This window comes from Pseudomonas sp. GW821-FHT05D12 (assembly GCF_059419825.1).
Map to the genome: position 1 here is coordinate 1 of NZ_JBWKSN010000003.1, position 19,886 is coordinate 19,886.

Consider the following 19,886-nt stretch of genomic DNA (forward strand, 5'->3'; position numbering starts at 1 on the left):
GAACTCAGCAGTGAAACGATGCATCGCCGATGGTAGTGTGGGGTTTCCCCATGTGAGAGTAGGTCATCGTCAAGATTGAATTCCGAAACCCCTGTCTGCTAGCGCAGACAGGGGTTTTGTCGTTTATGGGAAGATGGAAACCTCTGTGGTTCGAAGGCCTGGGCATCCGAGAGAGGCAATCCAAAGGGCAACCCATATTGCAGACACAAAAAAGCCAGTGCCTGCTATCAGGCACTGGCTGGGTTTGAACGCTATCGGATTAGAACTGGTAACTCAGCGTTGCGCTGACGTTGCGTTCTTCCCCCAGATAGCAGAAGTTCAGGCTGGCACAGGAGGCTACATACGTCTCGTTGGTCAGGTTATTGGCATTCAGTCGCACATCCACACCCTTCAAGCCGACCTTGCCTAAGTCGTAACCCAGCGAAGCATCAAACAAGGTGTAGGACGGTACCTTCATGGTGTTCTCCGCATCTGCCCAGCTGTACCCGACATAGCGCACACCGCCTCCAAGCCGCAATCCGTCCAAGGCGCCACTATCAAATTTGTAGTCCGCCCACACCGAGGCCATATGACGAGGTGCCTGTGTCGGCGAGTTGCCCTTGTTCTCAATCACGTTGTCCGCGGTACTCAAGGTACTCACCATCGACTTGGAATACTCGATGTCGGTGAAGGTGTAGCTACCCAAGACCTTCAGGTTATCGGTTAGCTGCATATGAGCCTCCAACTCCAACCCCTGAGAGCGCACAGCGCCTACGGCACGATAGAAGTTCTCCTGTGGCAACTTGGTCGCGAGGTTCTCCTGGTCGATGCGGAACCATGAGGCCGTAAACAGGTTGTCAGTGCCCGGCGGTTGATACTTCAGCCCCACCTCCCACTGCGTCCCGTCCGTAGGCGCGAGAGGGTTGCCCGAGCTGTCTGAATAAGAGTTCGGATTGAAGGACTCGGAGTAGCTGACATACGGCGCCAGGCCGCTATCAAACAAGTACAGCGCGCCCGCGCGGCCGGTGAGCTTGGTTCGCTTGTCACTGATCTCAGTGCCAAGTGGTCGCCCCGCCTCAGCGATACGATTTTCATCGGACGTCTCTACCCAGTCCTGGCGCATTCCCAGGGAAAAACGCCACTTATCCATTTCGATCAGGTCCTGCAAATAAACGCCGGTCTGTTCCAGGCGTCGCAGATAACTGGTCGGGCTGTAGTAGCTGATAGCCGAGTTGCCATAGACCGGGTTGAACGCATTGATCGGTTGCAGTGACCCGCTCGTCCAGTCCACCACCGTTTTACGTCGTTGATAATCTGCGCCCATCAGCACGGTGTGCTTGGTGGCCCCCGTAAAGAATTCGGCTTGCAGCATGTTATCGATGATGAACGCATGCAGCTTCTCATCGCCGCCCGAGTAGTAGCGATTCAGTTCATTGCTGGTCGGTGTGGTCCAGCCGTAGGCGTATACCTGATCCAACTTTACCTTGGAGTCCAGGTAACGAAAGTTCTGGCGCGCGGTGAAGACATCATTGAAGCGATGCTCAAACTGATAGCCAAACGACTGCTGATCGCGCTTATAGCCATCAACCCCCGGCTCACCCTCAAAGAAGTGGCTGGAGATCCGCTGACCATTGCGCTGATGTAATGCACCATCTGCCGGCATCCCGCCGTGGTAGCCGCCGTCGGGATCGTGCTGCAGATACGCTTGCAGCGTCAGCGAAGTGTCATCGGTAAAATCGATGCTCAGCGTCGGCGCCAATGCGAAGCGCTTTTCCTTGGCGTGATCAAACTGTGTGTCGGACTTATCCGTTAGCCCTGTGAGTCGATAGGCAATGCGCTTGTCATCATCCACAGGCCCACTGAAGTCAAAGCCCATGCCGCGCTGCCCGTTGCTGCCCACGGTTGCCTGCACCTGGTGATAAGGCTCGAACAATGGCTTCTTGCTGGTCAGCGCCACCAGGCCGCCGGGCGAACTGCGTCCATACAGCACTGAGGAGGGGCCCTTGAGAATGTCCACGCGTTCCAGAAAGTACGGATCCACCTGCATCGTGCTGTACGTACCGCTGTCCCCCATGGACTTCAGCCCATCGAGGTAAATGTTATCCACAGAGCCATCGTTGAAGCCGCGCATTGCCACATAGTCATATCGATGAGTGGCGCCGTATGGGTTGGTCAACACGCCAGGGGTGTAACGCATGGCTTGAGCAACCGTCTGCGAGCCCTGGTCGTCCATCTGCTCGCGCGTGACGACCGAAACCGTTTGCGAGGTTTCCAGCAATGCGGTGCTGGTCTTGGTCGCGATCTGGCTGTGAGTCGCGTTGTAGCCTTCCATGCTTCCCAGTGCGTTACCCAAGGCAAATCCCTTGATATCAGTGGTCGGTAACGTGAGCGCAGTACTTTGCGGCGTCGCCTGCAGCACGAAACTGACACCGTCTTCGGAAATGGCCTGCAAGCCGGAGCCGTTGAGCAAATGATTCAGGCCCTGTTCGGCGGAGTACTCGCCCTGCAGTCCGGTCGATTGTCGGCCCTGAGTTTGCGCAGGCGTGGCGGAAAGAGTGATGCCTGCCTGCCGGGCGAACTGATTGAGCGCGTCGCTCAGCGGCCCTGCGGGAATCTCATAGTGTTGACTGACCTGTACGGCAGCTGCCTCTGCGGCCATGCTGCTGGTCGATACCACGCTGATGCCCATCGCTGTCGACAGCATTGCCGCGCGTACGGCTTTCCTCAATAACGGGTAGGAAGAGTTGGAAGAGTTGCGGGGAAAACGCACAGTCATGATCAAGGTCCGTAGAGGCCGGTGAGGGCAGATTGAAAGGCTTACTGTCTAAGCCGGTCTCACGGGAAAAAGCCGCCAAAAAAAGTCAGCACATCAGACAGACCGCTCAAGGCTTACCCACCAACGTGTGCGATAGCGCACCTGGACGGGCAGGGTCTGCGGCAAGATCGCCAGCAACTTGTCGGTGTCTTCCAGGCGGAAAACCCCCGATAGCCGCAGGTCGGCGACATCTGCCGAGCAACCCAGATAGCCATGACGATAACGTCCTACTTCCGCTAGGAAATCACCCAGGCGCATGGCACGCGTCACGATCAGCCCATCAGCCCAGGCGCTGATGTCCATATCCAGGGAGGGGACAAGGGTGGCCTGGGTCGGGCTCACGAGGTAGTTTTGGCCCGCGTGAACCTGCGTTGACAGGCCATCTGCCTGGTGCGGGGAATGAATGGCGACATTGCCGCTGACCACACTCAGCCGCGTGCATTCGCTGTCTTGGCGTACGGCGAACCGGCCATCGATGCCTTCGAGCAAGCCGTGGCGTGTTTTCACCAGCAACGGCGTGGATGCGGCCGCGCCGCAGGTCACCAGGATTTCCCCGCGCAGCAGGGTGATCAGGCGCTGCTGCGGGTTGAAGTCCAGGTCCACTGCACTGTCAGTATTGAGTTGCAGGCGGGTGCCATCCGGCAACTGGATGCTGCGCCGTTCGCCGGTGGCCGTAGCGAGGTCGGAGGTCCAGCGCTGCCAGCCGGTGAGGTCGCGACTGATCCAGGCCGCGGATCCGAGTAGCACAACACCCGACAACAGCTTCAGCGCCTGCCGTCGTCCCAGCCCTTGCGCACTGTTCTCAAGCGCCCTATGCGCCCCGGGAATCGCCGTGAGTTGGCTGCTCAATTCCTGTTGCAGCGCCTGCACCCGTTGCCAGGCCAGTTCATGGTCGTGGTGAGCGGCGCGCCAATGCTCACATTGCGCGCGCAGGCGCACATTGGCGCGGTTGTTACGCAGGCGCAGTGCCCAGCTGATAGCTTGTTTGACCACCTGGGGATCCGGCCCGGAACGCGCGACGTTATCCATCGGCGTCATGATTCATACCGCAGCACGTAACAGTGGTAGAGCGCTTCGGCGACGTATCGCTCGACCGAGCGCAGCGACACGTCCATCTGTTGTGCGATTTGCTTGTACGTCAATCCATCGCACTGAGCCAATAGAAAAGCCTTACGCACCTTTGGCTTCAGTCCTTCAAGAAGCCGGGCGACCTCTTCCAACAACTCCAGCACCAATGCCCGCGCTTCGGCACTCGGGGCCAATGCTTCCGGCAAATGGGCGATGGACTCAAGGTAGGCCCGTTCGATCTCCTCGCGACGCCAGTGATCAATCACCAAGCCGCGTGCGATGGTGCGCAGGAAAGCCCGAGGTGCCCTCAGTTCAAACCGTTCGGTTTTTTGCAGCAGCCGCACAAAGGTGTCTTGAGCCAGGTCGGCAGCATCCGCAGCATTCCCCAGGCGCCCGCGCAGCCAGGTCTTCAGCCAGTGGTGATGGGTGCTGTAAAGCGTGTGCACGACATTTTCACACGCGAGGTACTCAGAAGACGGCATTCAAACTGACCTGGCCAAACGTTACAAATGATAATTAGTCGCATTGTTTGGGAGGCTGAAAAATTTTGCAACTCTGATCCTTGTACGACAACCACTTGTCGGTTTCCTACGCAAAATAAGGATCCTTCTCACAATTTCCTAAGTTTTGCCGGGGCCTGGCCGAAAGCCTGACGAGCCATGCGTGCACCGAAATAGAGCAGCCCCAGAAGCTGCCTATACCGTACATGGAATGTTCCACTCGGCACGCTCACCCCCCTTTGGCAAAAGAAGTCGATGAAATGAATCTCAAATTCAGTCATAAAATTCTGTTGGCCGCGTCAGGCGTCGTGGTTCTGGCCTTCGCGTTATTCACCCTCTACAACGACTACCTGCAACGCAGCACCATCAAGCAGAACCTGGAATCGTCTATCCAGCAATCCGGTGAACTCACTGCCAGCAGTGTGCAGAACTGGCTCAGTGGTCGAATACTGGTGCTCGAAAGCCTGACGCAAAACATTGCCCATCAGGGCAGTGGTGCCGACCTCCCAGGATTGGTCGATCAGGCGGCCTTCACCTCCAACTTCCAGTTCACCTATGTCGGGCAAACCAACGGTGTGTTTACCCAACGCCCGGACGCAAAGATGCCCGACGGCTATGACCCTCGCCAGCGCCCCTGGTACAAGCAAGCTGTGGCCGCCGATAAGCCGATGCTCACGCCGCCTTACATGGCCGCAGTGGGTGGGCAGATCGTAACCATCGCCATGCCAGTGAAAAAGAACGGCGAATTGCTCGGTGTGGTCGGTGGCGACCTGAGCCTGCAGACCTTGGTGAAGATCATCAACTCGGTGGATTTCGGCGGTATTGGCCACGCGTTTCTGGTCAGTGGTGACGGCCAGGTCATCGTCAGTCCGGATCAGGACCAGGTGATGAAAAACCTCAAGGACATCTACCCAGGCACCCACGTCCGTATCGAGAAAGTCAGCCAGGATGTGGTGCTCAATGGTCAGGACCGGATCTTGTCATTCACCCCTATCAGTGGGTTGCCGGGTGCAGATTGGTACATCGGCCTGTCGATCGACAAAGACAAAGCCTACGCACCGCTGGGTAAATTCCGTACTTCCGCACTGATCGCCATGCTGATCGCCGTGGTCGTCATTGCTGTGCTGCTGAGCTTGCTGATCCAGGTACTGCTGCGCCCTCTGACCACCATGGGTGTGGCCATGCAGGACATTGCCCAGGGCGAGGGCGATTTGACCCGCCGCCTGGCTGTCACCAGCAAGGATGAGTTCGGCGAAGTCGGCAGTGCGTTCAATCAGTTCGTGGAGCGCATTCACGCCTCGATTTCCGAAGTGTCTTCGGCCACTCGCCAGGTGCATGACTTGTCGCAGCGCGTGATGGCGTCTTCGAACGCCTCGATCGTCGGCTCCGACGAACAAAGCGCCCGCACCAATAGCGTGGCCGCCGCGATCAATGAGTTGGGGGCGGCCACCCAGGAAATTGCACGTAACGCCGCCGACGCTTCCCAGCATGCCAGCGGTGCCAGTGAGCAGGCCGACGATGGCCGCAAAGTGGTGGAGCAGACCATCCTGGCGATGTCTGCGCTGTCGCAGAAGATCAGCCTGTCCTGCACGCAGATCGAAACCCTGAATGCCAGCACCGACAATATTGGCCACATCCTTGATGTGATCAAAGGCATCTCCCAGCAAACCAACTTGCTCGCGCTCAACGCCGCCATCGAGGCAGCGCGCGCTGGCGAGGCCGGACGTGGTTTTGCAGTGGTCGCCGATGAGGTCCGCAACCTGGCTCACCGTACCCAGGAGTCGGCCGAAGAGATCCACAAGATGATCACCTCGCTGCAAGTGGGCTCGCGTGAAGCGGTGACCACCATGAATGCCAGCCAGGCATCCAGCGAAGAGAGCGTAGAAGTCGCCAACCAGGCCGGTGAGCGCCTGGTCAGCGTGACGCAGCGGATCGTCGAGATCGATGGCATGAACCAATCCGTCGCCGCGGCCACCGAGGAGCAGACCGCGGTAGTGGAAACACTCAACGTCGACATCAACCAGATTAACCTGCTGAACCAGCAGGGTGTGGCCAACCTGAATGAAACCTTGAAGGACTGCGATGCGCTGTCGCAGCAGGCCAATCGGTTGAAGCAACTGGTCGACAGCTTCAAGATTTGAACCGCTGATCAACCTGGCAGGCGCGGAGCATTCTGCTCCTGCCGCTCAACCCAGCAACCGCCGCACATTCTCCAGCGCACTGTCGGCGAACCCCTGCAAGAACTGTTCGAATCCAGCCTGTGCTGCATCCATGGGCTCGGCAACGAGGGTCCAGGTCACCCTGGAACACTCCGTACCCATGGCTTCCACCTGGATGGCCGCCCACAACCTGGCCACGCCCAGCGTGTTGTAAAGGGTGGTCCAGGTCATGTGCATGGCGTGTTCGTCGCGGCTGTTGAGTTGCTCCACGACACAGTGGCCGTCGCGGAAAAACTTGCGACGTAAAGCGCCCACGCCGGTGCCGATCATTTCGATATGCGTGAGCGCGGGGATGAACACGTTGAAGCCGGCAAACTGCCCCACCATGCTCCACAGGCGGGCGGCAGGGCAGTCGACCACGACAGAGGCCACGATCGGCGGGGCGCTCGGGTTGCGGATTAATGTATCGGGTTGCAGTGGTTTCATGAGGGTGTCCTGAGGCGTTTCAAAGAAAGCCGATGGCCTTGAGGTAATTGCAGCCTTTGCTCAACAGTGCCGCGTCTTTTTCCGGGTACTGCTTCCCCATCTGCCGGACGCCTTGCCGCGCGTTGTCATGACGAATCATTGAGGTGTCGCCGATGTCTTCGTCCAGGCGGTCGAGGTAAAAGCCGAGCACGCCAAACAATGCGTTGTCCTGGTTGACCGTACGCAGCGCCTGCTGCCAGTGCGCGACGCTCACCCGTTCGAACCTGTGGCCCGCCTGGCTGAAGGCATCCAGGTAGTGCGCCCAACTCAAAGGCTGTGGGTTGTGCAGGTTGAACACGCTTGCGCCTGCTTGAAAGCTGGCGCAGTGGAACGCAATGAACCGGGCCAGGAAGTCCACCGGCATCAGGTCGAAATTGAGTTCCAGACGCGGTAGCAGGCCCAACTGGAGCGAGCCTTTGAGCATCAGCATCAGGCGATTTTTCTGCGGCTGGCAGGCACCGTTGCGGCTGTTGAAACTGATGTTTCCGGGGCGATGGATATTCACCCAGGCACCTTGGCTTACCGCGTGCCCCAACTGCCGTTCGGCAACCCATTTGGAGAGGTTGTAGCCGTTCTTCAGATACAGCGGCAACGTTTCTGATGCCGGCGCTTCGAGCACGTGCCCCGAGGCGTCGATGCTGCTGCAGGCCGACAGCGTCGAGATAAAATTGAAGACTTTCTTGCGGCGGGTCTCGCACAGGCGCAAGCACTCGAAGATAGGCTCGACGTTGTCCCTGGCCAGCGTGGCGTATTCCATCACGTGGTTGACGCGCGCGGCGTTGTGCACCAACACGCCGTAGTCTTCGGCAAGCGCGTCATACACCTCATTGGCCAGGCCCAACAGCGGCAGGCTGATGTCGGCCGCGAACACCCGTACTCGGCTCAGGTCGAGACCTTCCAGGTGGTATTCGCGCAACGCATGCTGGAAGCGCGCCATCGCTGTGTGCCCCGGTTCTTCCCTTACCAGGCACGCCACCTCGGTTGCGCCACCGGCCAATAGCGCTTCGACGATATGCACGCCGACGAAGCTGTTGGCGCCTGTCACGATCACTTTGTGCGCGTCGCCTGCGCGGTCCTCGGGCAGTGTGTGGATCACCCGCTGCCGTTGAGCATCCTTCACTGCCTGGCCAGACGGAGAGTCGGGTCGTTGACCATCTTCCAGCAAGGTCGCAAGCGTACGAATCGTCGGGACTTCAATGAAATGGCTCAAGGCGAAACTGCGTCCGAATAGCTCGCGAGTGCGCAGCAACAAGGTCGACAGCAAAATGGAGTGACCACCGAGGTCGAAGAACCCCTCATCGATAGACAACCCACCGGCGGGTACTGCCAACAGTTCGCTCCACAGGTGGGTCAATCGCACCTGCAACGGGGTGCGTGCAGTGCGTTGGCTGGGCTGCGTCGGCGCTGGCATCGGCAGGGCCCGCAGAGCCTGTCGGTCGACCTTGCCGTTGCTGGTGGGCGGCATACAGGGCAACTCGCTCCAGCAACCGGGCTGCATGTAATCCGGTAGCTGTTGCCGCGCATGCTGTTGCAGGGCCGCGATTGTGGCGCCCGGTCGGGGTTGGGCGACGAACGCCCGGATGCTGCCGTCTCGGTCGATCACCACCGCCACCTGGCGATACAGCTGACTGTTGCGCAGGCAATGTTCAATGTCCTGGGGCTCGACCCGAAAACCACGGATCTTCACCTGATCATCGCGCCGCCCTCCAAACACAATGCCGTCGGCAGTCCACTTGGCCAGGTCACCGCTGCGGTAGGCCGGCAGGGTCTGGCCGCCAGGCACCGCCAGCGTCACAAAAGGGTTGGCGGCCCCTTGGGGTACGTTCACATACCCCAGGCTCACACCGGGGCCGACGATATACACCTCGCCCATCACCTGTTCATCCACCGGTTGCAGCTGGTCGTCGAGGATCAGCACCTGGCTGTTGGCGATAGGCTGGCCAAGGCTGCGATTGCTGTCGCCGGGGCGCAAGGTGCGATGGCAGACCAGCACCGTGGCCTCGGTGGGGCCATAGAGGTTGTGAAACTGGCATTGTCCCGCCAACTGCTCGATCACATGGGGCTCGCAGACATCGCCTCCGGTCAGCAGGTGCGTGAGGCCCAGTGGTTGATCAAGCGGCAGAATGTTGAGAAAAGCCGGGGGTAGAAAGGCGTGAGTGACGTGTTGCCGGCGCAGCAGGTCGAGCAGTTGCCGGGGATCGCGTCGTTGCGCTTCGCTGGGGACGATCAGCTCGGCGCCTGCTATCAGCGCGGGAAAGATATCGATCAGCGACGAATCGAAGCTCAACGGCGAAAACTGCAGCACACGGCTGTGTTCTCCCATGTCCATGCAGGACCTGAACCAGGCCGTGAAATGCGCCAGGTTGCCCTGGCTGAGCAGCACGCCCTTGGGCTGGCCGGTGGTGCCCGAGGTGAAGAGCGCCATGCAAGGCGCATCGGGGCAGTGGCGAGGGTGCATCAGTGCCGCGTTGGTGTCGGCATCGTGCGGGCTCACCCTACTCACATCCAAAGCACTGAAGTGCCCCCGCAAGGGGTGTTGGCCGGCATCCAGCAACACCCGTGCTCCCGCGCTGTCGAGCATACCCTGATGGCGGTGGGGAGGCTGTTCCAGGCCCAAGGGCAGGTACACCGCCCCACAGCCCAACACTGCAAGAATGCTGGCGTACAGCTCGATGGATTTCTCCAGGTATACGCCGACCACCGCTGGCGTCTCGACTGCTTCCAGCAGAGGGCGCAACCGGCGCTGGATCGCCAGCGTCAGGACCTGCAACTGGCGGTAGGTCACCTGGCGTCCGGCGATATTCAACGCAGGCCTGTCGGCGAACGTTTGAAGGCTGGCCTGCACCTGTTCGATCACGGGGACCCGGGCCTCCTGCAGCAATGCAGGGTCTGCGGTCTGATTGAATCGGTGTATGAACGCCAGCGCCTCAAGCGCTCGCAAGTCGTGCTCCGGCCAGTCGTTGGCTACCGCACTCGAACAGAAGTACCCAGGGTCCCGCGAGAAACTGCTGACGTGCAGCGCGATCCATTCAACCAGCGCACCGGTCACTTGTTGGCGCAGGCGCTGGCCGTTGCCACTGGGCTCATCGGCGATGTCCAGCACCGCCAGCAGTTGCCGCTCATGCCCGTAGGCCCGTAGTTGCAGGGCGGGCAGGCCGTGCTCGTTCAACGGCCCCATGCCGGCGCGCAGGCTTAGCATCGGGTGGTGGTCCGCATGTGTCGGCAATGCCTGGCTACCGTCTTCAATCAACAGGTCGATGGCCTCGTCGCCCGCGATATGCCCATACCGTTCCAGCTCTTGCCGGATAGCACCAAGGGCGCTGCTGGTGCCGCTCCAGCCGATCTCCAGGCGCCTCATATCGGCCTCCCGGGCACCGGCAGATAGTCCTTCAACGCCAGCGCCACACTGGGTGTCTGCAGCAAGCCGCTGTGCTGCAGGAAGCCCATGATATTTCCCAGCAAGGGATGCTGGCGGTGGATGGGGAACGCCAGCGCGGCGACTTCATCGCGCAGTGCATTGCGCAAGCTGTGGCTGATGTCGAGGTGGTCAATCAGGTGCAGGTCGAAGTTTTTCTGCAAGTCATTGGTCAGGTAATGGGCGAGGAACGTCGGCAGTACCTGAGCGATGCTGTCGCGGTCGGCCGCGCTCGCGGATTGCCAATACAGGCGCACCAGCCGCGTCCAGAATTGCGCATGACGACCTTCGTCAAACAGGTGGTCGGCCATCAATCCACGGACAGAGGCCTTGACGCTGCTGTCCTTGGAGAACGCCGCCACCTCCTGGGTGACGGTATTTTCGGCGATGGCCACCCCGATCAGCTCCACGGCATCGCGAAGGTGAGCGGGTACCTGCGCTTGTGCCGCCGGCAGGGCGTGGCTCAATTCGATCTGGCCTGGCAGGTCCAGCGGTTGGATACCGGTCATGGCCACGGTTTGTTGCAGGAAATCCAGCGCGACCAGCGCGTGATAATCCTCGTCGACCACGACCGTCATCGCGTCTACGCGGCAGGCCAGCGGGAAGGGCAGCGAGAAGCGATTCTTGGCAATGCTGCGCGCGGTCTTGTCGACGATTTCGGTTTCGAAAATCACCACGTCGTTGATGAATTTGTAGAAGCTCTGCACCAGCACGAAGTCGCGCCAATGCGCACAGTGTTCGAGAAAGGTCGCGCTGAGAACCAGGGGTTGGCGGCTCAGGGGATAGATCAATTTGTCATCGTTTTCGAGCCAGCGACGGGGGCGGGTGCGAATGGTTGCGCGGCGCTCCCAGTCGTCGGCAATGGAGGGGTAGTCGGTGCTGTTCATGGGCGCACCCTGTGCAGCGAGGCCCGCACCTCATCCCAGAAGGCAAGGCGGCTCTGCACCGCCGCAAGGGCTGTCTCGCAGGCTTGTCGCGGGTAATCCGGATCCGCGCTGACCAGGCGCTCCAGCAACCGCTCGGCCGCCGGCCCGTGCTCCTGGGAGTCCACTTCGATATGGCGCTTGAGATAGCCCTGGAAGGTAGGCGCCGGGTCATGAGTGAGTTCATCGGCTTGCAGGAGATGCTCGAACATCGTCGGGATGACCCGTTCACGGCCGTGAAGAAACGCCGCCGCGACACAATGAGTGGGCGCGTTCAATGCAATGTGCAGCGTGGCACTGACAAAGCGGGCAACACCGGCAGGCACATCGACCGCCTGCAACGCCGAGTCGGCCTCCAGGCCCTGGCGCAGCAGCGCGATAAAATGCTCTATCGTCGAAGTGCTGGCGCCAACCTCGCCCATGGCCTCCAGGTACAGTTCGAAGTGGCTGCAATAGCCTTGTCGGGGATGCGGGTCCGATTCTTCGCCCAGTACAATTTCATTGATCAGGCGCGCAGCGTGCGGGTCGGCAGGTGGCAGCCAGGGCAGGCGAGTACCGGCCAGGTCCTGTTGCAGGCGTTTGGTGAGGGTCATGAAATCCCACACCGCAAATACATGACTTTCCATAAAAAGTTGTAACTTGTGGCGAGAAGTTATTTCTGCAAATAACGGGTGATTGCATAACTGCAGTTTGGTCTGTTCAAGTAACGGTTGATACATGGTTGATGCCTATAAGTTGTTGCGTCTGCTGTAGGAACAGCGAGGGGCTATTGTGATCGGCAATAAAGAAAAGCGGATGTAAACCAGGCGTGATGCGCACGGCCGCCCACAGGCGGTGTGGCGCTGTTGAAGAGGGCGGCTGGTTTAGTGATAAAAGATAATAAGCGGGTTAAACAGTTTGGCGAGCATATAAATGTGTTAGAAGTTTTTCTAAATAATATGTGCTGTCAGTAAGTTGCTCTATTGCAAGTAGGAGGTATCTTCAGTGCTACACCCCTGTCCGACGGTGGGGCATAGCTCTTGAAGGGCAGTAGGAGTAAACAGAGGTGCGCGGCTTAGTTGCCGCCTTTGTCCAGGCCATTGAGGTAGGTCGTAATCACTTCCATGCCACGCATCAGGTGATTGCGCAGGGTCAGGATGCTTTCATCGATTTTCTTCTGGGCCACCAGTTGCAGCAGCTCACGGTGGTCTTCCTGGGAGGTTTCGCTCAGCCCCATCGCTTCCAGGTTGAAACGCAAGAAGCGTTCCTCCTCATTCAACCCGTGCTCCACCAACTTGAGCAACCGCTGGTTGGGTGCCTTGCCATAAAGTGCCATGTGGAACAGGCGGTTGAGGCGGCCAATCTCGGCGTAGTCTTTTTCTTGCTCCAGCGCACAGATCAAGGCGTCAGCCTCGGCAATATCGGCCTCGGTGAGCAAGGGGATCGACAAGCGCAGGGCTTCAGACTCCAGCAACATTCGCAGTGCATAGGTTTCCGCCGAGTTATCTTCGATCAACGGTGCGACCACGGCGCCCTTGTGTGTCACCACATGCAGCAGCGACTGGGCTTCGAGCTGGCGCAGGGCTTCACGCACCGGCATGCGGCTGACCCCGAACAGGCTGGCCAGCTCCTGTTGGCGCATGGCAGTACCGCAAGGCAATCGCCCATCCAGGATGGCATTGCGCAAGGTTTCTTCAATCACGGAGCGAGCGAGATGGGCGGGAATAGGACCGCTGATCTTGATGCTGTTCAATGGGTTCGGCTTCTGCGTCACGGTTACGCTATCCTCCTTATTAGAATAGGGGTGGCTAATTGGATCCAATGCACACTAGAGACTGCTTATAGGCTTGTCAAACGGGCACGGTTTCGGCTTGTAAGCGGTTCAACACAGCGCTCCCGGCGCCCACATCCAGCCTTTATGGCGTCTTACGCGACCCGGTTTCAAGAGCCGCCCGCCGAGTCGGCAATCGCCGCAGGTGTTGCCCTGGACTCAACGTTCTTCTACCCCGCTGTTTATTGCATCGATAACGCGCCGGGCGGGGTTGCGCCGCTACATTCCCGCATATCGATATTCACTAACGGTATTTAAACTGCTGTTCTTATATCTATAAAGTCACTCTCCTGTCTGATCGGGAGTGACCTCATGTCCGCCACCTCTACTGTTCCAACAGCGACCACCGCCCAAACATTCGAGATTCATCCACTGCCCGGCAGCGTTGGTGCCGAGATCATCGGCCTGGACTTGTCCCGCCCGGTCAGCGACGAGGATTTCGCGCGCATTCACCGCGCCCACCTGGACCACCACGTGGTGGTCTTCCGCGACCAGCGCATCACCCCCGAGCAGCAGATCGCCTTCAGTCGCCGCTTCGGTGTGCTGCAGATCCACGTGCTCAAGCAGTTCCTGCTGGCCAATCACCCGGAAATCCTCATCGTTTCCAACATCATCGAAAATGGCCAATCCATCGGCCTGGGGGATGCGGGCAAATTCTGGCATTCGGACCTGTCTTATAAAGAACTGCCGAGCCTGGGCTCGATGCTCCACGCCCAGGAGCTGCCCTCCGAAGGCGGCGACACGTTGTTCGCCGACATGCACAAGGCCTGGGACCAATTGCCCGAGCACCTGCGCAAAGCCGTTGAAGGCCGCAGCGCCGCGCACTCCTATACCGCGCGCTACAGCGAAACCAAATTCGAAGGTAACTGGCGTCCGACGCTGACCCCCGAGCAGCTCGCCCAGGTGGCCGAGGTCGTGCACCCCATCGTGCGCACCCACCCGGAAAACGGACGCAAGGCGCTGTTCGTCAGTGAAGGCTTCACCACCCGCATTGTTGGCTTGCCGGAAGACGAAAGTCGTGACCTGCTCGCCCAGCTCTACGCCCACAGCGTGTTGCCACACAACATCTACCGTCATCAATGGCAGCCCCATGACCTGGTGTTCTGGGATAACCGTTCGTTGATCCACCTGGCCGCCGGTTGCCCGAGCAATCTGCGCCGCAAGCTCTATCGCACCACCATCCAGGGCGACGCGCCTTTCTGATTCGGAGCATGACCATGTCCAGGAAAATCCCATTTGCACGATTGGCCGCGACGGTTGGCCTGGGTGTCAGCCTGTTGGCCGGCAGCCTGGTAGCTCCGGCGGCTGCGCACGCCGAAGGTGAGATCCGCATTGCCGAGCAGTTCGGCATCGTCTACCTGTTGCTCAACGTCGTACGCGACCAGAACCTGATCGAGAAATACGGCAAGCAAGAAGGCATCGACATCAAGGTCGACTGGACCCAGCTGTCCGGTGGCGCGGCGGTCAACGACGCGTTGCTCTCCGGTTCCATCGACATTGCCGGGGCCGGTGTCGGCCCGCTGCTGACCATCTGGGATCGCACCCACGGCAAGCAGAACGTCAAGGCCGTGGCGTCCCTGGGTAACTTCCCGTACTACCTGGTGAGCAACAATCCGAAGGTCAAGACCATCGCCGATTTCACTGAAAAGGACCGCATCGCGGTGCCGGCCGTGGGTGTTTCGGTGCAGTCGCGCTTCCTGCAATATGCCGTCGCCAAGCAGTGGGGCGACAAGGAATTCAATCGCCTCGACAAGTACACCGTTGCCGTCCCGCACCCGGACGCCACGGCGGCACTGATCGCCGGCGGTACCGAACTGACCGGGCACTTCTCCAACCCGCCATTCCAGGAGCAGGCCCTCACCAACCCTAACGTGCATGTGGTGCTGAACACCTACGACCTGCTCGGCCCGAACTCGCCGACGGTACTGTTCGCCACCGAAAAATTCCGCAACGACAACCCGAAGACCTACAAGGCATTCGTGGAAGCGTTGACCGAAGCGGCGCAGTTCGCCCAGAACGACAAAGGCGCCGCCGCCGACACTTACATCCGCGTGACCAAGGCCAAGATCGACCGCGCCGAGCTGCTGAAAATCATCGAGAACCCGCAGTTCGAGTTCAGCGTCACGCCGAAAAACACCTACCCGCTGGCGGAATTCCTCTACCGCGTCGGCGCCATCAAGAACAAGCCGGAATCGTGGAAGGACTACTTCTTCCAGGACGCCAAGCCCCTGCAAGGAAGTTGAGATGAACGCGCCCTTGCAAGGCCACACGGCCAGCAACCTGCACACCACCGCCCCGCTGCTGGCGGTGGATAAAGTCAGCCTGGAATATCGCACCCCCGAGCGCGTGGTGCGGGCCACGCACCAGGTCAGTTTCGAAATCGATCCGGCCGATCGCTACGTGTTGCTGGGCCCGTCGGGCTGCGGAAAGTCCACCTTGCTCAAATCCATCGCCGGGTTTATCAGACCCTGCGAAGGCGAGATCCGCCTGCTGGGGCAAAAGGTCGAACACCCGGGCCCGGACCGCATCGTGGTGTTCCAGGAATTCGACCAACTGCCACCCTGGAAAACCGTCAAGCAGAACGTGATGTTTCCGTTGCTGGCGTCGAAAACCCTCAAGCGTGCTGAGGCCGAAGAGCGCGCGTTACATTACCTCGATAAGGTTGGCCTCAGCGCCTTTGCCGACGCTTACCCGCACACCCTTTCCGGCGGCATGAAAGCCCGCGTGGCGATCGCCCGCGCCTTGGCGATGCAGCCGAAAATCCTGCTGATGGACGAACCCTTTGCCGCCCTCGACGCCCTGACCCGGCGCAAGATGCAGGAAGAGCTGCTGCTGCTCTGGGAGGAGGTGCGCTTCACCCTGTTGTTTGTCACTCACTCCATCGAAGAAGCGCTGGTGGTGGGCAATCGCATCCTGTTGCTGTCGCCGCATCCGGGGCGGGTGCGTGCGGAAATCCACAGCCATCAATACGACCTGCACAGCCTCGGCGGCGTGGAGTTCCAGGCGTCGGCGCGACGCATTCATCGCCTGTTGTTCGATGAAGCGCCCGAGGCCGAACGTGAGTTGGGTTTCGCCGATATCCGCATCGCTTACTGAAGGGACAACCCATGCGCCAGGAATACAAAATTACTCTCGAGCCGCTGCTCAGCGTTCCCGTGGAACGCGAGCTGCCCCTGCGCCAACGCCTGTGGCAACAGGGCTGGCTGCGCAAAGGCCTGATCCTGATCGTGCTCGCGATCCTCTGGGAAGCGGTCGCGCGTTATCAGAACAACGACCTGTTGCTGCCCAGTTTCCTGCAGACCGCTCACGCACTGTACGACGGCTTGCTCAGCGGTGAATTGCTGAGCAAAGTGAGCATTTCGCTGGTGGTGCTGATCAAGGGCTACCTGATTGGTATCGTGCTGGCGTTCGCGCTGACCACCCTGGCGGTGTCGACGCAACTGGGCCGCGACCTGCTCAGCACCCTGACCTCGATGTTCAACCCGTTGCCGGCCATCGCCTTGCTGCCGCTGGCGCTGCTGTGGTTTGGCCTGGGGCAGAACAGCCTGATCTTCGTGCTGGTGCATTCGGTGCTGTGGGCGCTGGCGCTCAACACCTATTCGGGATTTCTCGGCGTCTCCGAAACCCTGCGCATGGCCGGCCGCAACTATGGGCTCAAGGGCATGCGTTTTGTGCTGTTCATCCTGATCCCGGCGGCGCTGCCGTCGATCCTCGCCGGCCTCAAGATCGGCTGGGCCTTTGCCTGGCGTACGCTGATCGCCGCCGAGTTGGTGTTCGGGGCTACCAGCGGCAAGGGCGGCCTGGGTTGGTACATCTTCCAGAACCGCAACGAGCTTTACACCGACAAGGTGTTTGCCGGGCTCGCGGTGGTGATCCTGATCGGCCTGCTCGTGGAAAACCTGGTGTTCGACACCTTCGAGCGTCTGACGGTAAAGCGCTGGGGCATGCAGCGCTGATTCGTCCGGCCTGCTAGGATTGCATTCCGCTCACTCCCCACTGATCACGAGTGCTTGGCATGCAACTACCGGACATGAACCTGCTGGTCGCCCTCGACGCATTACTCGACGAGGGCAGCGTGGTCGGTGCCGCGCGACGGATGAACCTCAGCCCGGCGGCCATGAGCCGCACCCTTACGCGTATTCGCGAGGCGGTAGGCGACCCGATCCTGGTGCGCGCCGGTCGCGGCCTGGTGCCGACGCCCAAGGCCCTGCAGTTGCAAGGCCAGGTGCGCAACGTGGTGGAGCAGGCTGCATTGCTGTTTCGTTCGGCGGACCAGGTCGACCTGAGCACCTTGCGCCGGCGCTTCAGCGTGCGCGCCAACGACTTTTTTATCGGCGTGTATGGCGGTCGTCTGTTCGACACCATGGAGCGCATGGCGCCGCTGTGCGAGCTGTGCTTCGTGCCCGAGGGTGACACCGACGACGAGGCGCTGCGTGAAGGGCGCCTGGATTTGCGCGTGAGCAACACCATGCCGGTCAGTCCCGAAGTGAAAGTGCAGAACCTGTTTTCCACCACTTTCGTCGGCCTGGCGCGGGAAGATCACCCGTTGTTCGACGAAGAGATCACCGCAGCGCGCTTCGCCAGCTATTCCCACATCAGCATCTCGCGGCGTGGCATCGCCCGCGGCCCGATTGACACCGCGTTGAACGCCCAGGGCCTGGAGCGCCGCGTGGCGATGATCGCCCCGGGCTTTCACGGCGCGATGTTCATGCTGCCCGATTCCGACCTGCTGCTGCCGGTGCCCAAGGAAGCGCTGCTCAGCGCCAATCGCCTGAAGCTGCCACTGCGCGCGTTTGCCTTGCCGATCTCGCTGCCGACGCTGGTATTGGCCCAATCCTGGCACCCGCGTTTCGACAAAGACCCGGCCCACAAATGGCTGCGCGAAACCATGCGCGAGAGTTGCCACGCCACCTGGCTCGAAGCGCAACCCACCTGACACCCCATAGCCCCTGTAGGAGCCGGCTTGCCGGCGATAGCGCAGGCTCGGCGAATACCTCTACGTGAACCAGGCCGCAATCGCCCCAAGCACGAGTTCATAGTGAGTTAAGGATTACGTCTGGTGCAGTTATAACCTGCCGACAAGTAACTTTTTGTCATGTGTACGCCTGATTAAACTGCTCGGGTATTTACCATTCCGAGTTGCCTGTTCATGACTTCCCTCGCTGCTCCCGCACTCCAGGCCGCAGCCAAGCCCACCGCTATCACCCCGCCTGTATTCGGCCCGCGCATCATCATCGGCCTGGTCGGCGTGTTGCTGGCCGTGCTGGTCTCCGGTCTCAACGAGATGGTCACCAAAGTGGCCCTCGCGGATATTCGCGGCGCGCTCTACATCGGTTTCGACGAAGGCACCTGGCTGGTTGCCGCCTACACCGCCACTTCGGTGTCGGCCATGGCCTTTGCGCCCTGGTGCTCGGTGACCTTCTCGCTGCGCCGCTTCACCCTGTGCGCCATCGGCCTGTTCACTGTGCTCGGCATCCTGTGCCCGTTTGCGCCGAACTACGAAAGCCTGCTGGTGCTGCGCACCGTACAAGGCCTGGCCGGCGGGGCGTTGCCGCCGATGCTGATGACCGTGGCGCTGCGTTTCCTGCCCGCCAACGTCAAGCTGTATGGTCTGGCCGGTTATGCGCTCACTGCCACCTTCGGTCCGAGCCTCGGCACGCCGCTGGCGGCGCTATGGACCGAATATGTCGGTTGGCAGTGGGCGTTCTGGCAGATCGTCGGCCCCTGCCTTGTGGCGATGGCCGCCGTGGCCTACGGCTTGCCGCAGGACCCCGTGCGTCTGGAGCGCTTCAAGCAGTTCAACTGGCGCGGCCTGCTGTTGGGGTTTCCAGCGATTTGCATGCTGGTGATCGGCATCCTGCAGGGCAATCGCCTGGACTGGTTCGAGTCGGGCCTGATCACCTTCCTGCTGAGTGGCGGCACCGTGTTGCTGGTGCTGTTCATGCTCAACGAATGGTCGCACCCGATGCCATTTTTCAAGCTGCAGATGCTCGGCCTGCGCAATCTGTCGTTTGCCTTGATCGTGCTGGCCGGCGTGCTGATGGTGCTGACCTCGGTGATCATCATCCCGTCGAGTTTCCTTGCCCAGGTCCAGGGTTATCGCCCGCTGCAAACCGCGCCGGTGATGCTGTTGATGGCGCTGCCGCAATTGATCGCGCTGCCGCTGGTAGCCGCCTTGTGCAACCTGCGCTGGATCGATTGCCGCTGGGTACTGGGCACCGGGCTGGGCATGCTGGTGCTGTGCTGCGTCGGCAGTGCGCACCTCACATCGGAGTGGATTCGCGACGATTTCTACGGCTTGTACCTGCTGCAGATTTTCGGGCAACCCATGGCCGTGCTGCCGCTGCTGATGCTCTCCACCGGCAGTATCCAGCCGGCGGACGGGCCGTTCGCCTCGGCCTGGTTCAACACCGTCAAAGGCCTGGCCGCCGTGATCGCCACCGGCGTGCTGGATGCGCTGACGACCCAGCGCCTGCATTTTCACTCGACCATGCTGGTCGACGGCCTTGGCAACTCGCCGCTGTCCGAGGGTGATGCGCCGGGCCTTGCCCACCGCCTGCACGAGCAGGCCGTGGTGCTCACTTCTTCGGATCTCTACTACGTCATGGCCGCCGTCGCGGTGGCGTTGATCCTGCTGATTTTCTGGATGCCCACGCGGATTTTCCCGCCTCGCGCACCGACCTAGCCACAAG

The 19,886-nt window shown here is 60.4% G+C and carries 15 protein-coding genes and 1 rRNA gene; 8 read left to right on the top strand and 8 right to left on the bottom strand.

Features of this window, described 5'->3' with window-relative positions:
* Window positions 1-75: ribosomal RNA gene (gene rrf, locus AC07SI_RS05805) — 5S ribosomal RNA — on the top strand; the annotation flags it as partial.
* A gap of 184 nt (window positions 76-259) precedes the next feature.
* Here rrf and AC07SI_RS05810 read toward each other — a convergent pair.
* From AC07SI_RS05810 to AC07SI_RS05820, 3 genes are all read right to left on the bottom strand, one after another.
* Window positions 260-2,755 carry a TonB-dependent siderophore receptor gene (locus AC07SI_RS05810; protein ID WP_495005363.1) on the bottom strand — a complete coding sequence of 832 codons (2,496 nt, stop codon included), beginning with the start codon at window positions 2,753-2,755 and terminating at the stop codon, window positions 260-262.
* Window positions 2,756-2,848: 93 nt separating this feature from the next.
* Window positions 2,849-3,832 (bottom strand): FecR domain-containing protein, encoded by a 984-nt coding sequence (locus tag AC07SI_RS05815; protein ID WP_495005364.1) that lies wholly within the window; start codon window positions 3,830-3,832, stop codon window positions 2,849-2,851.
* Complete coding sequence (locus AC07SI_RS05820; protein WP_065899492.1) at window positions 3,829-4,344, bottom strand: sigma-70 family RNA polymerase sigma factor; 516 nt, start codon at window positions 4,342-4,344, stop codon at window positions 3,829-3,831. The genes AC07SI_RS05815 and AC07SI_RS05820 overlap by 4 nt, the downstream gene beginning before the upstream one ends.
* Window positions 4,345-4,622: 278 nt before the next feature.
* On the opposite strand from AC07SI_RS05820, the gene AC07SI_RS05825 reads away from it, so the two are divergent.
* Window positions 4,623-6,503 carry a methyl-accepting chemotaxis protein gene (locus AC07SI_RS05825; RefSeq protein WP_106805516.1) on the top strand — a complete coding sequence of 627 codons (1,881 nt, stop codon included), beginning with the start codon at window positions 4,623-4,625 and terminating at the stop codon, window positions 6,501-6,503.
* Window positions 6,504-6,548: 45 nt separating this feature from the next.
* On the opposite strand, the gene AC07SI_RS05830 is transcribed toward AC07SI_RS05825, so the two are convergent.
* From AC07SI_RS05830 to AC07SI_RS05850, 5 genes are all read right to left on the bottom strand, one after another.
* Window positions 6,549-7,007 carry an SRPBCC family protein gene (locus tag AC07SI_RS05830; protein WP_282397474.1) on the bottom strand — a complete coding sequence of 153 codons (459 nt, stop codon included), beginning with the start codon at window positions 7,005-7,007 and terminating at the stop codon, window positions 6,549-6,551.
* A gap of 19 nt (window positions 7,008-7,026) precedes the next feature.
* Entirely contained in the window at window positions 7,027-10,404 is a 3,378-nt protein-coding gene (locus AC07SI_RS05835) for an amino acid adenylation domain-containing protein (protein WP_495005365.1), read from the bottom strand.
* Window positions 10,401-11,348: a diiron oxygenase gene (locus AC07SI_RS05840; RefSeq protein ID WP_213552106.1), complete on the bottom strand. Its 948-nt coding sequence runs from the start codon at window positions 11,346-11,348 to the stop codon at window positions 10,401-10,403. Before AC07SI_RS05840 ends, AC07SI_RS05835 begins: the two co-directional genes overlap by 4 nt.
* The gene (locus tag AC07SI_RS05845; protein WP_495005366.1) at window positions 11,345-12,103 is read right to left on the bottom strand and encodes a DUF3050 domain-containing protein; all 759 of its coding nucleotides are present in this window, start codon (window positions 12,101-12,103) and stop codon (window positions 11,345-11,347) included. Before AC07SI_RS05845 ends, AC07SI_RS05840 begins: the two co-directional genes overlap by 4 nt.
* Window positions 12,104-12,438: 335 nt before the next feature.
* A complete protein-coding gene (locus AC07SI_RS05850; RefSeq protein WP_495005367.1) occupies window positions 12,439-13,137 on the bottom strand; it encodes a GntR family transcriptional regulator in 699 nt (232 codons plus the stop codon).
* 369 nt (window positions 13,138-13,506) lie between these two features.
* Between AC07SI_RS05850 and AC07SI_RS05855 the strand changes: the two genes are divergently transcribed.
* From AC07SI_RS05855 to AC07SI_RS05880, 6 genes are all read left to right on the top strand, one after another.
* The gene (locus tag AC07SI_RS05855; RefSeq protein WP_213552109.1) at window positions 13,507-14,397 is read left to right on the top strand and encodes a TauD/TfdA dioxygenase family protein; all 891 of its coding nucleotides are present in this window, start codon (window positions 13,507-13,509) and stop codon (window positions 14,395-14,397) included.
* Between the two features lie 14 nt (window positions 14,398-14,411).
* Window positions 14,412-15,437, top strand: a complete 1,026-nt coding sequence (locus AC07SI_RS05860; protein ID WP_495005368.1) for an ABC transporter substrate-binding protein — start codon at window positions 14,412-14,414, stop codon at window positions 15,435-15,437.
* 1 nt (window position 15,438) lies between these two features.
* Window positions 15,439-16,290, top strand: coding sequence for an ABC transporter ATP-binding protein (locus tag AC07SI_RS05865; RefSeq protein WP_065899501.1), 852 nt, complete (start codon window positions 15,439-15,441; stop codon window positions 16,288-16,290).
* An 11-nt stretch (window positions 16,291-16,301) separates the two neighbouring features.
* Window positions 16,302-17,150 carry an ABC transporter permease gene (locus AC07SI_RS05870; protein WP_495005369.1) on the top strand — a complete coding sequence of 283 codons (849 nt, stop codon included), beginning with the start codon at window positions 16,302-16,304 and terminating at the stop codon, window positions 17,148-17,150.
* Between the two features lie 59 nt (window positions 17,151-17,209).
* A complete protein-coding gene (locus AC07SI_RS05875; RefSeq protein WP_065899503.1) occupies window positions 17,210-18,130 on the top strand; it encodes a LysR family transcriptional regulator in 921 nt (306 codons plus the stop codon).
* A gap of 213 nt (window positions 18,131-18,343) precedes the next feature.
* Window positions 18,344-19,879 (top strand): MFS transporter, encoded by a 1,536-nt coding sequence (locus AC07SI_RS05880; protein WP_495005370.1) that lies wholly within the window; start codon window positions 18,344-18,346, stop codon window positions 19,877-19,879.
* The last annotated feature ends 7 nt before the right edge of the window (window positions 19,880-19,886 follow it).

Coding starts and splice junctions, on each gene's coding strand:
- AC07SI_RS05860 (WP_495005368.1), top strand. CDS start 14,412: ATGTCCAGGAAAATCCCATTTGCACGATTGGCCGCGACGGTTGGCCTG.
- AC07SI_RS05855 (WP_213552109.1), top strand. CDS start 13,507: ATGTCCGCCACCTCTACTGTTCCAACAGCGACCACCGCCCAAACATTC.
- AC07SI_RS05835 (WP_495005365.1), bottom strand. CDS start 10,404: ATGAGGCGCCTGGAGATCGGCTGGAGCGGCACCAGCAGCGCCCTTGGT.
- AC07SI_RS05870 (WP_495005369.1), top strand. CDS start 16,302: ATGCGCCAGGAATACAAAATTACTCTCGAGCCGCTGCTCAGCGTTCCC.
- AC07SI_RS05825 (WP_106805516.1), top strand. CDS start 4,623: ATGAATCTCAAATTCAGTCATAAAATTCTGTTGGCCGCGTCAGGCGTC.
- AC07SI_RS05880 (WP_495005370.1), top strand. CDS start 18,344: ATGACTTCCCTCGCTGCTCCCGCACTCCAGGCCGCAGCCAAGCCCACC.
- AC07SI_RS05865 (WP_065899501.1), top strand. CDS start 15,439: ATGAACGCGCCCTTGCAAGGCCACACGGCCAGCAACCTGCACACCACC.
- AC07SI_RS05810 (WP_495005363.1), bottom strand. CDS start 2,755: ATGACTGTGCGTTTTCCCCGCAACTCTTCCAACTCTTCCTACCCGTTA.
- AC07SI_RS05830 (WP_282397474.1), bottom strand. CDS start 7,007: ATGAAACCACTGCAACCCGATACATTAATCCGCAACCCGAGCGCCCCG.
- AC07SI_RS05815 (WP_495005364.1), bottom strand. CDS start 3,832: ATGACGCCGATGGATAACGTCGCGCGTTCCGGGCCGGATCCCCAGGTG.
- AC07SI_RS05840 (WP_213552106.1), bottom strand. CDS start 11,348: ATGAACAGCACCGACTACCCCTCCATTGCCGACGACTGGGAGCGCCGC.
- AC07SI_RS05820 (WP_065899492.1), bottom strand. CDS start 4,344: ATGCCGTCTTCTGAGTACCTCGCGTGTGAAAATGTCGTGCACACGCTT.
- AC07SI_RS05845 (WP_495005366.1), bottom strand. CDS start 12,103: ATGTATCAACCGTTACTTGAACAGACCAAACTGCAGTTATGCAATCAC.
- AC07SI_RS05875 (WP_065899503.1), top strand. CDS start 17,210: ATGCAACTACCGGACATGAACCTGCTGGTCGCCCTCGACGCATTACTC.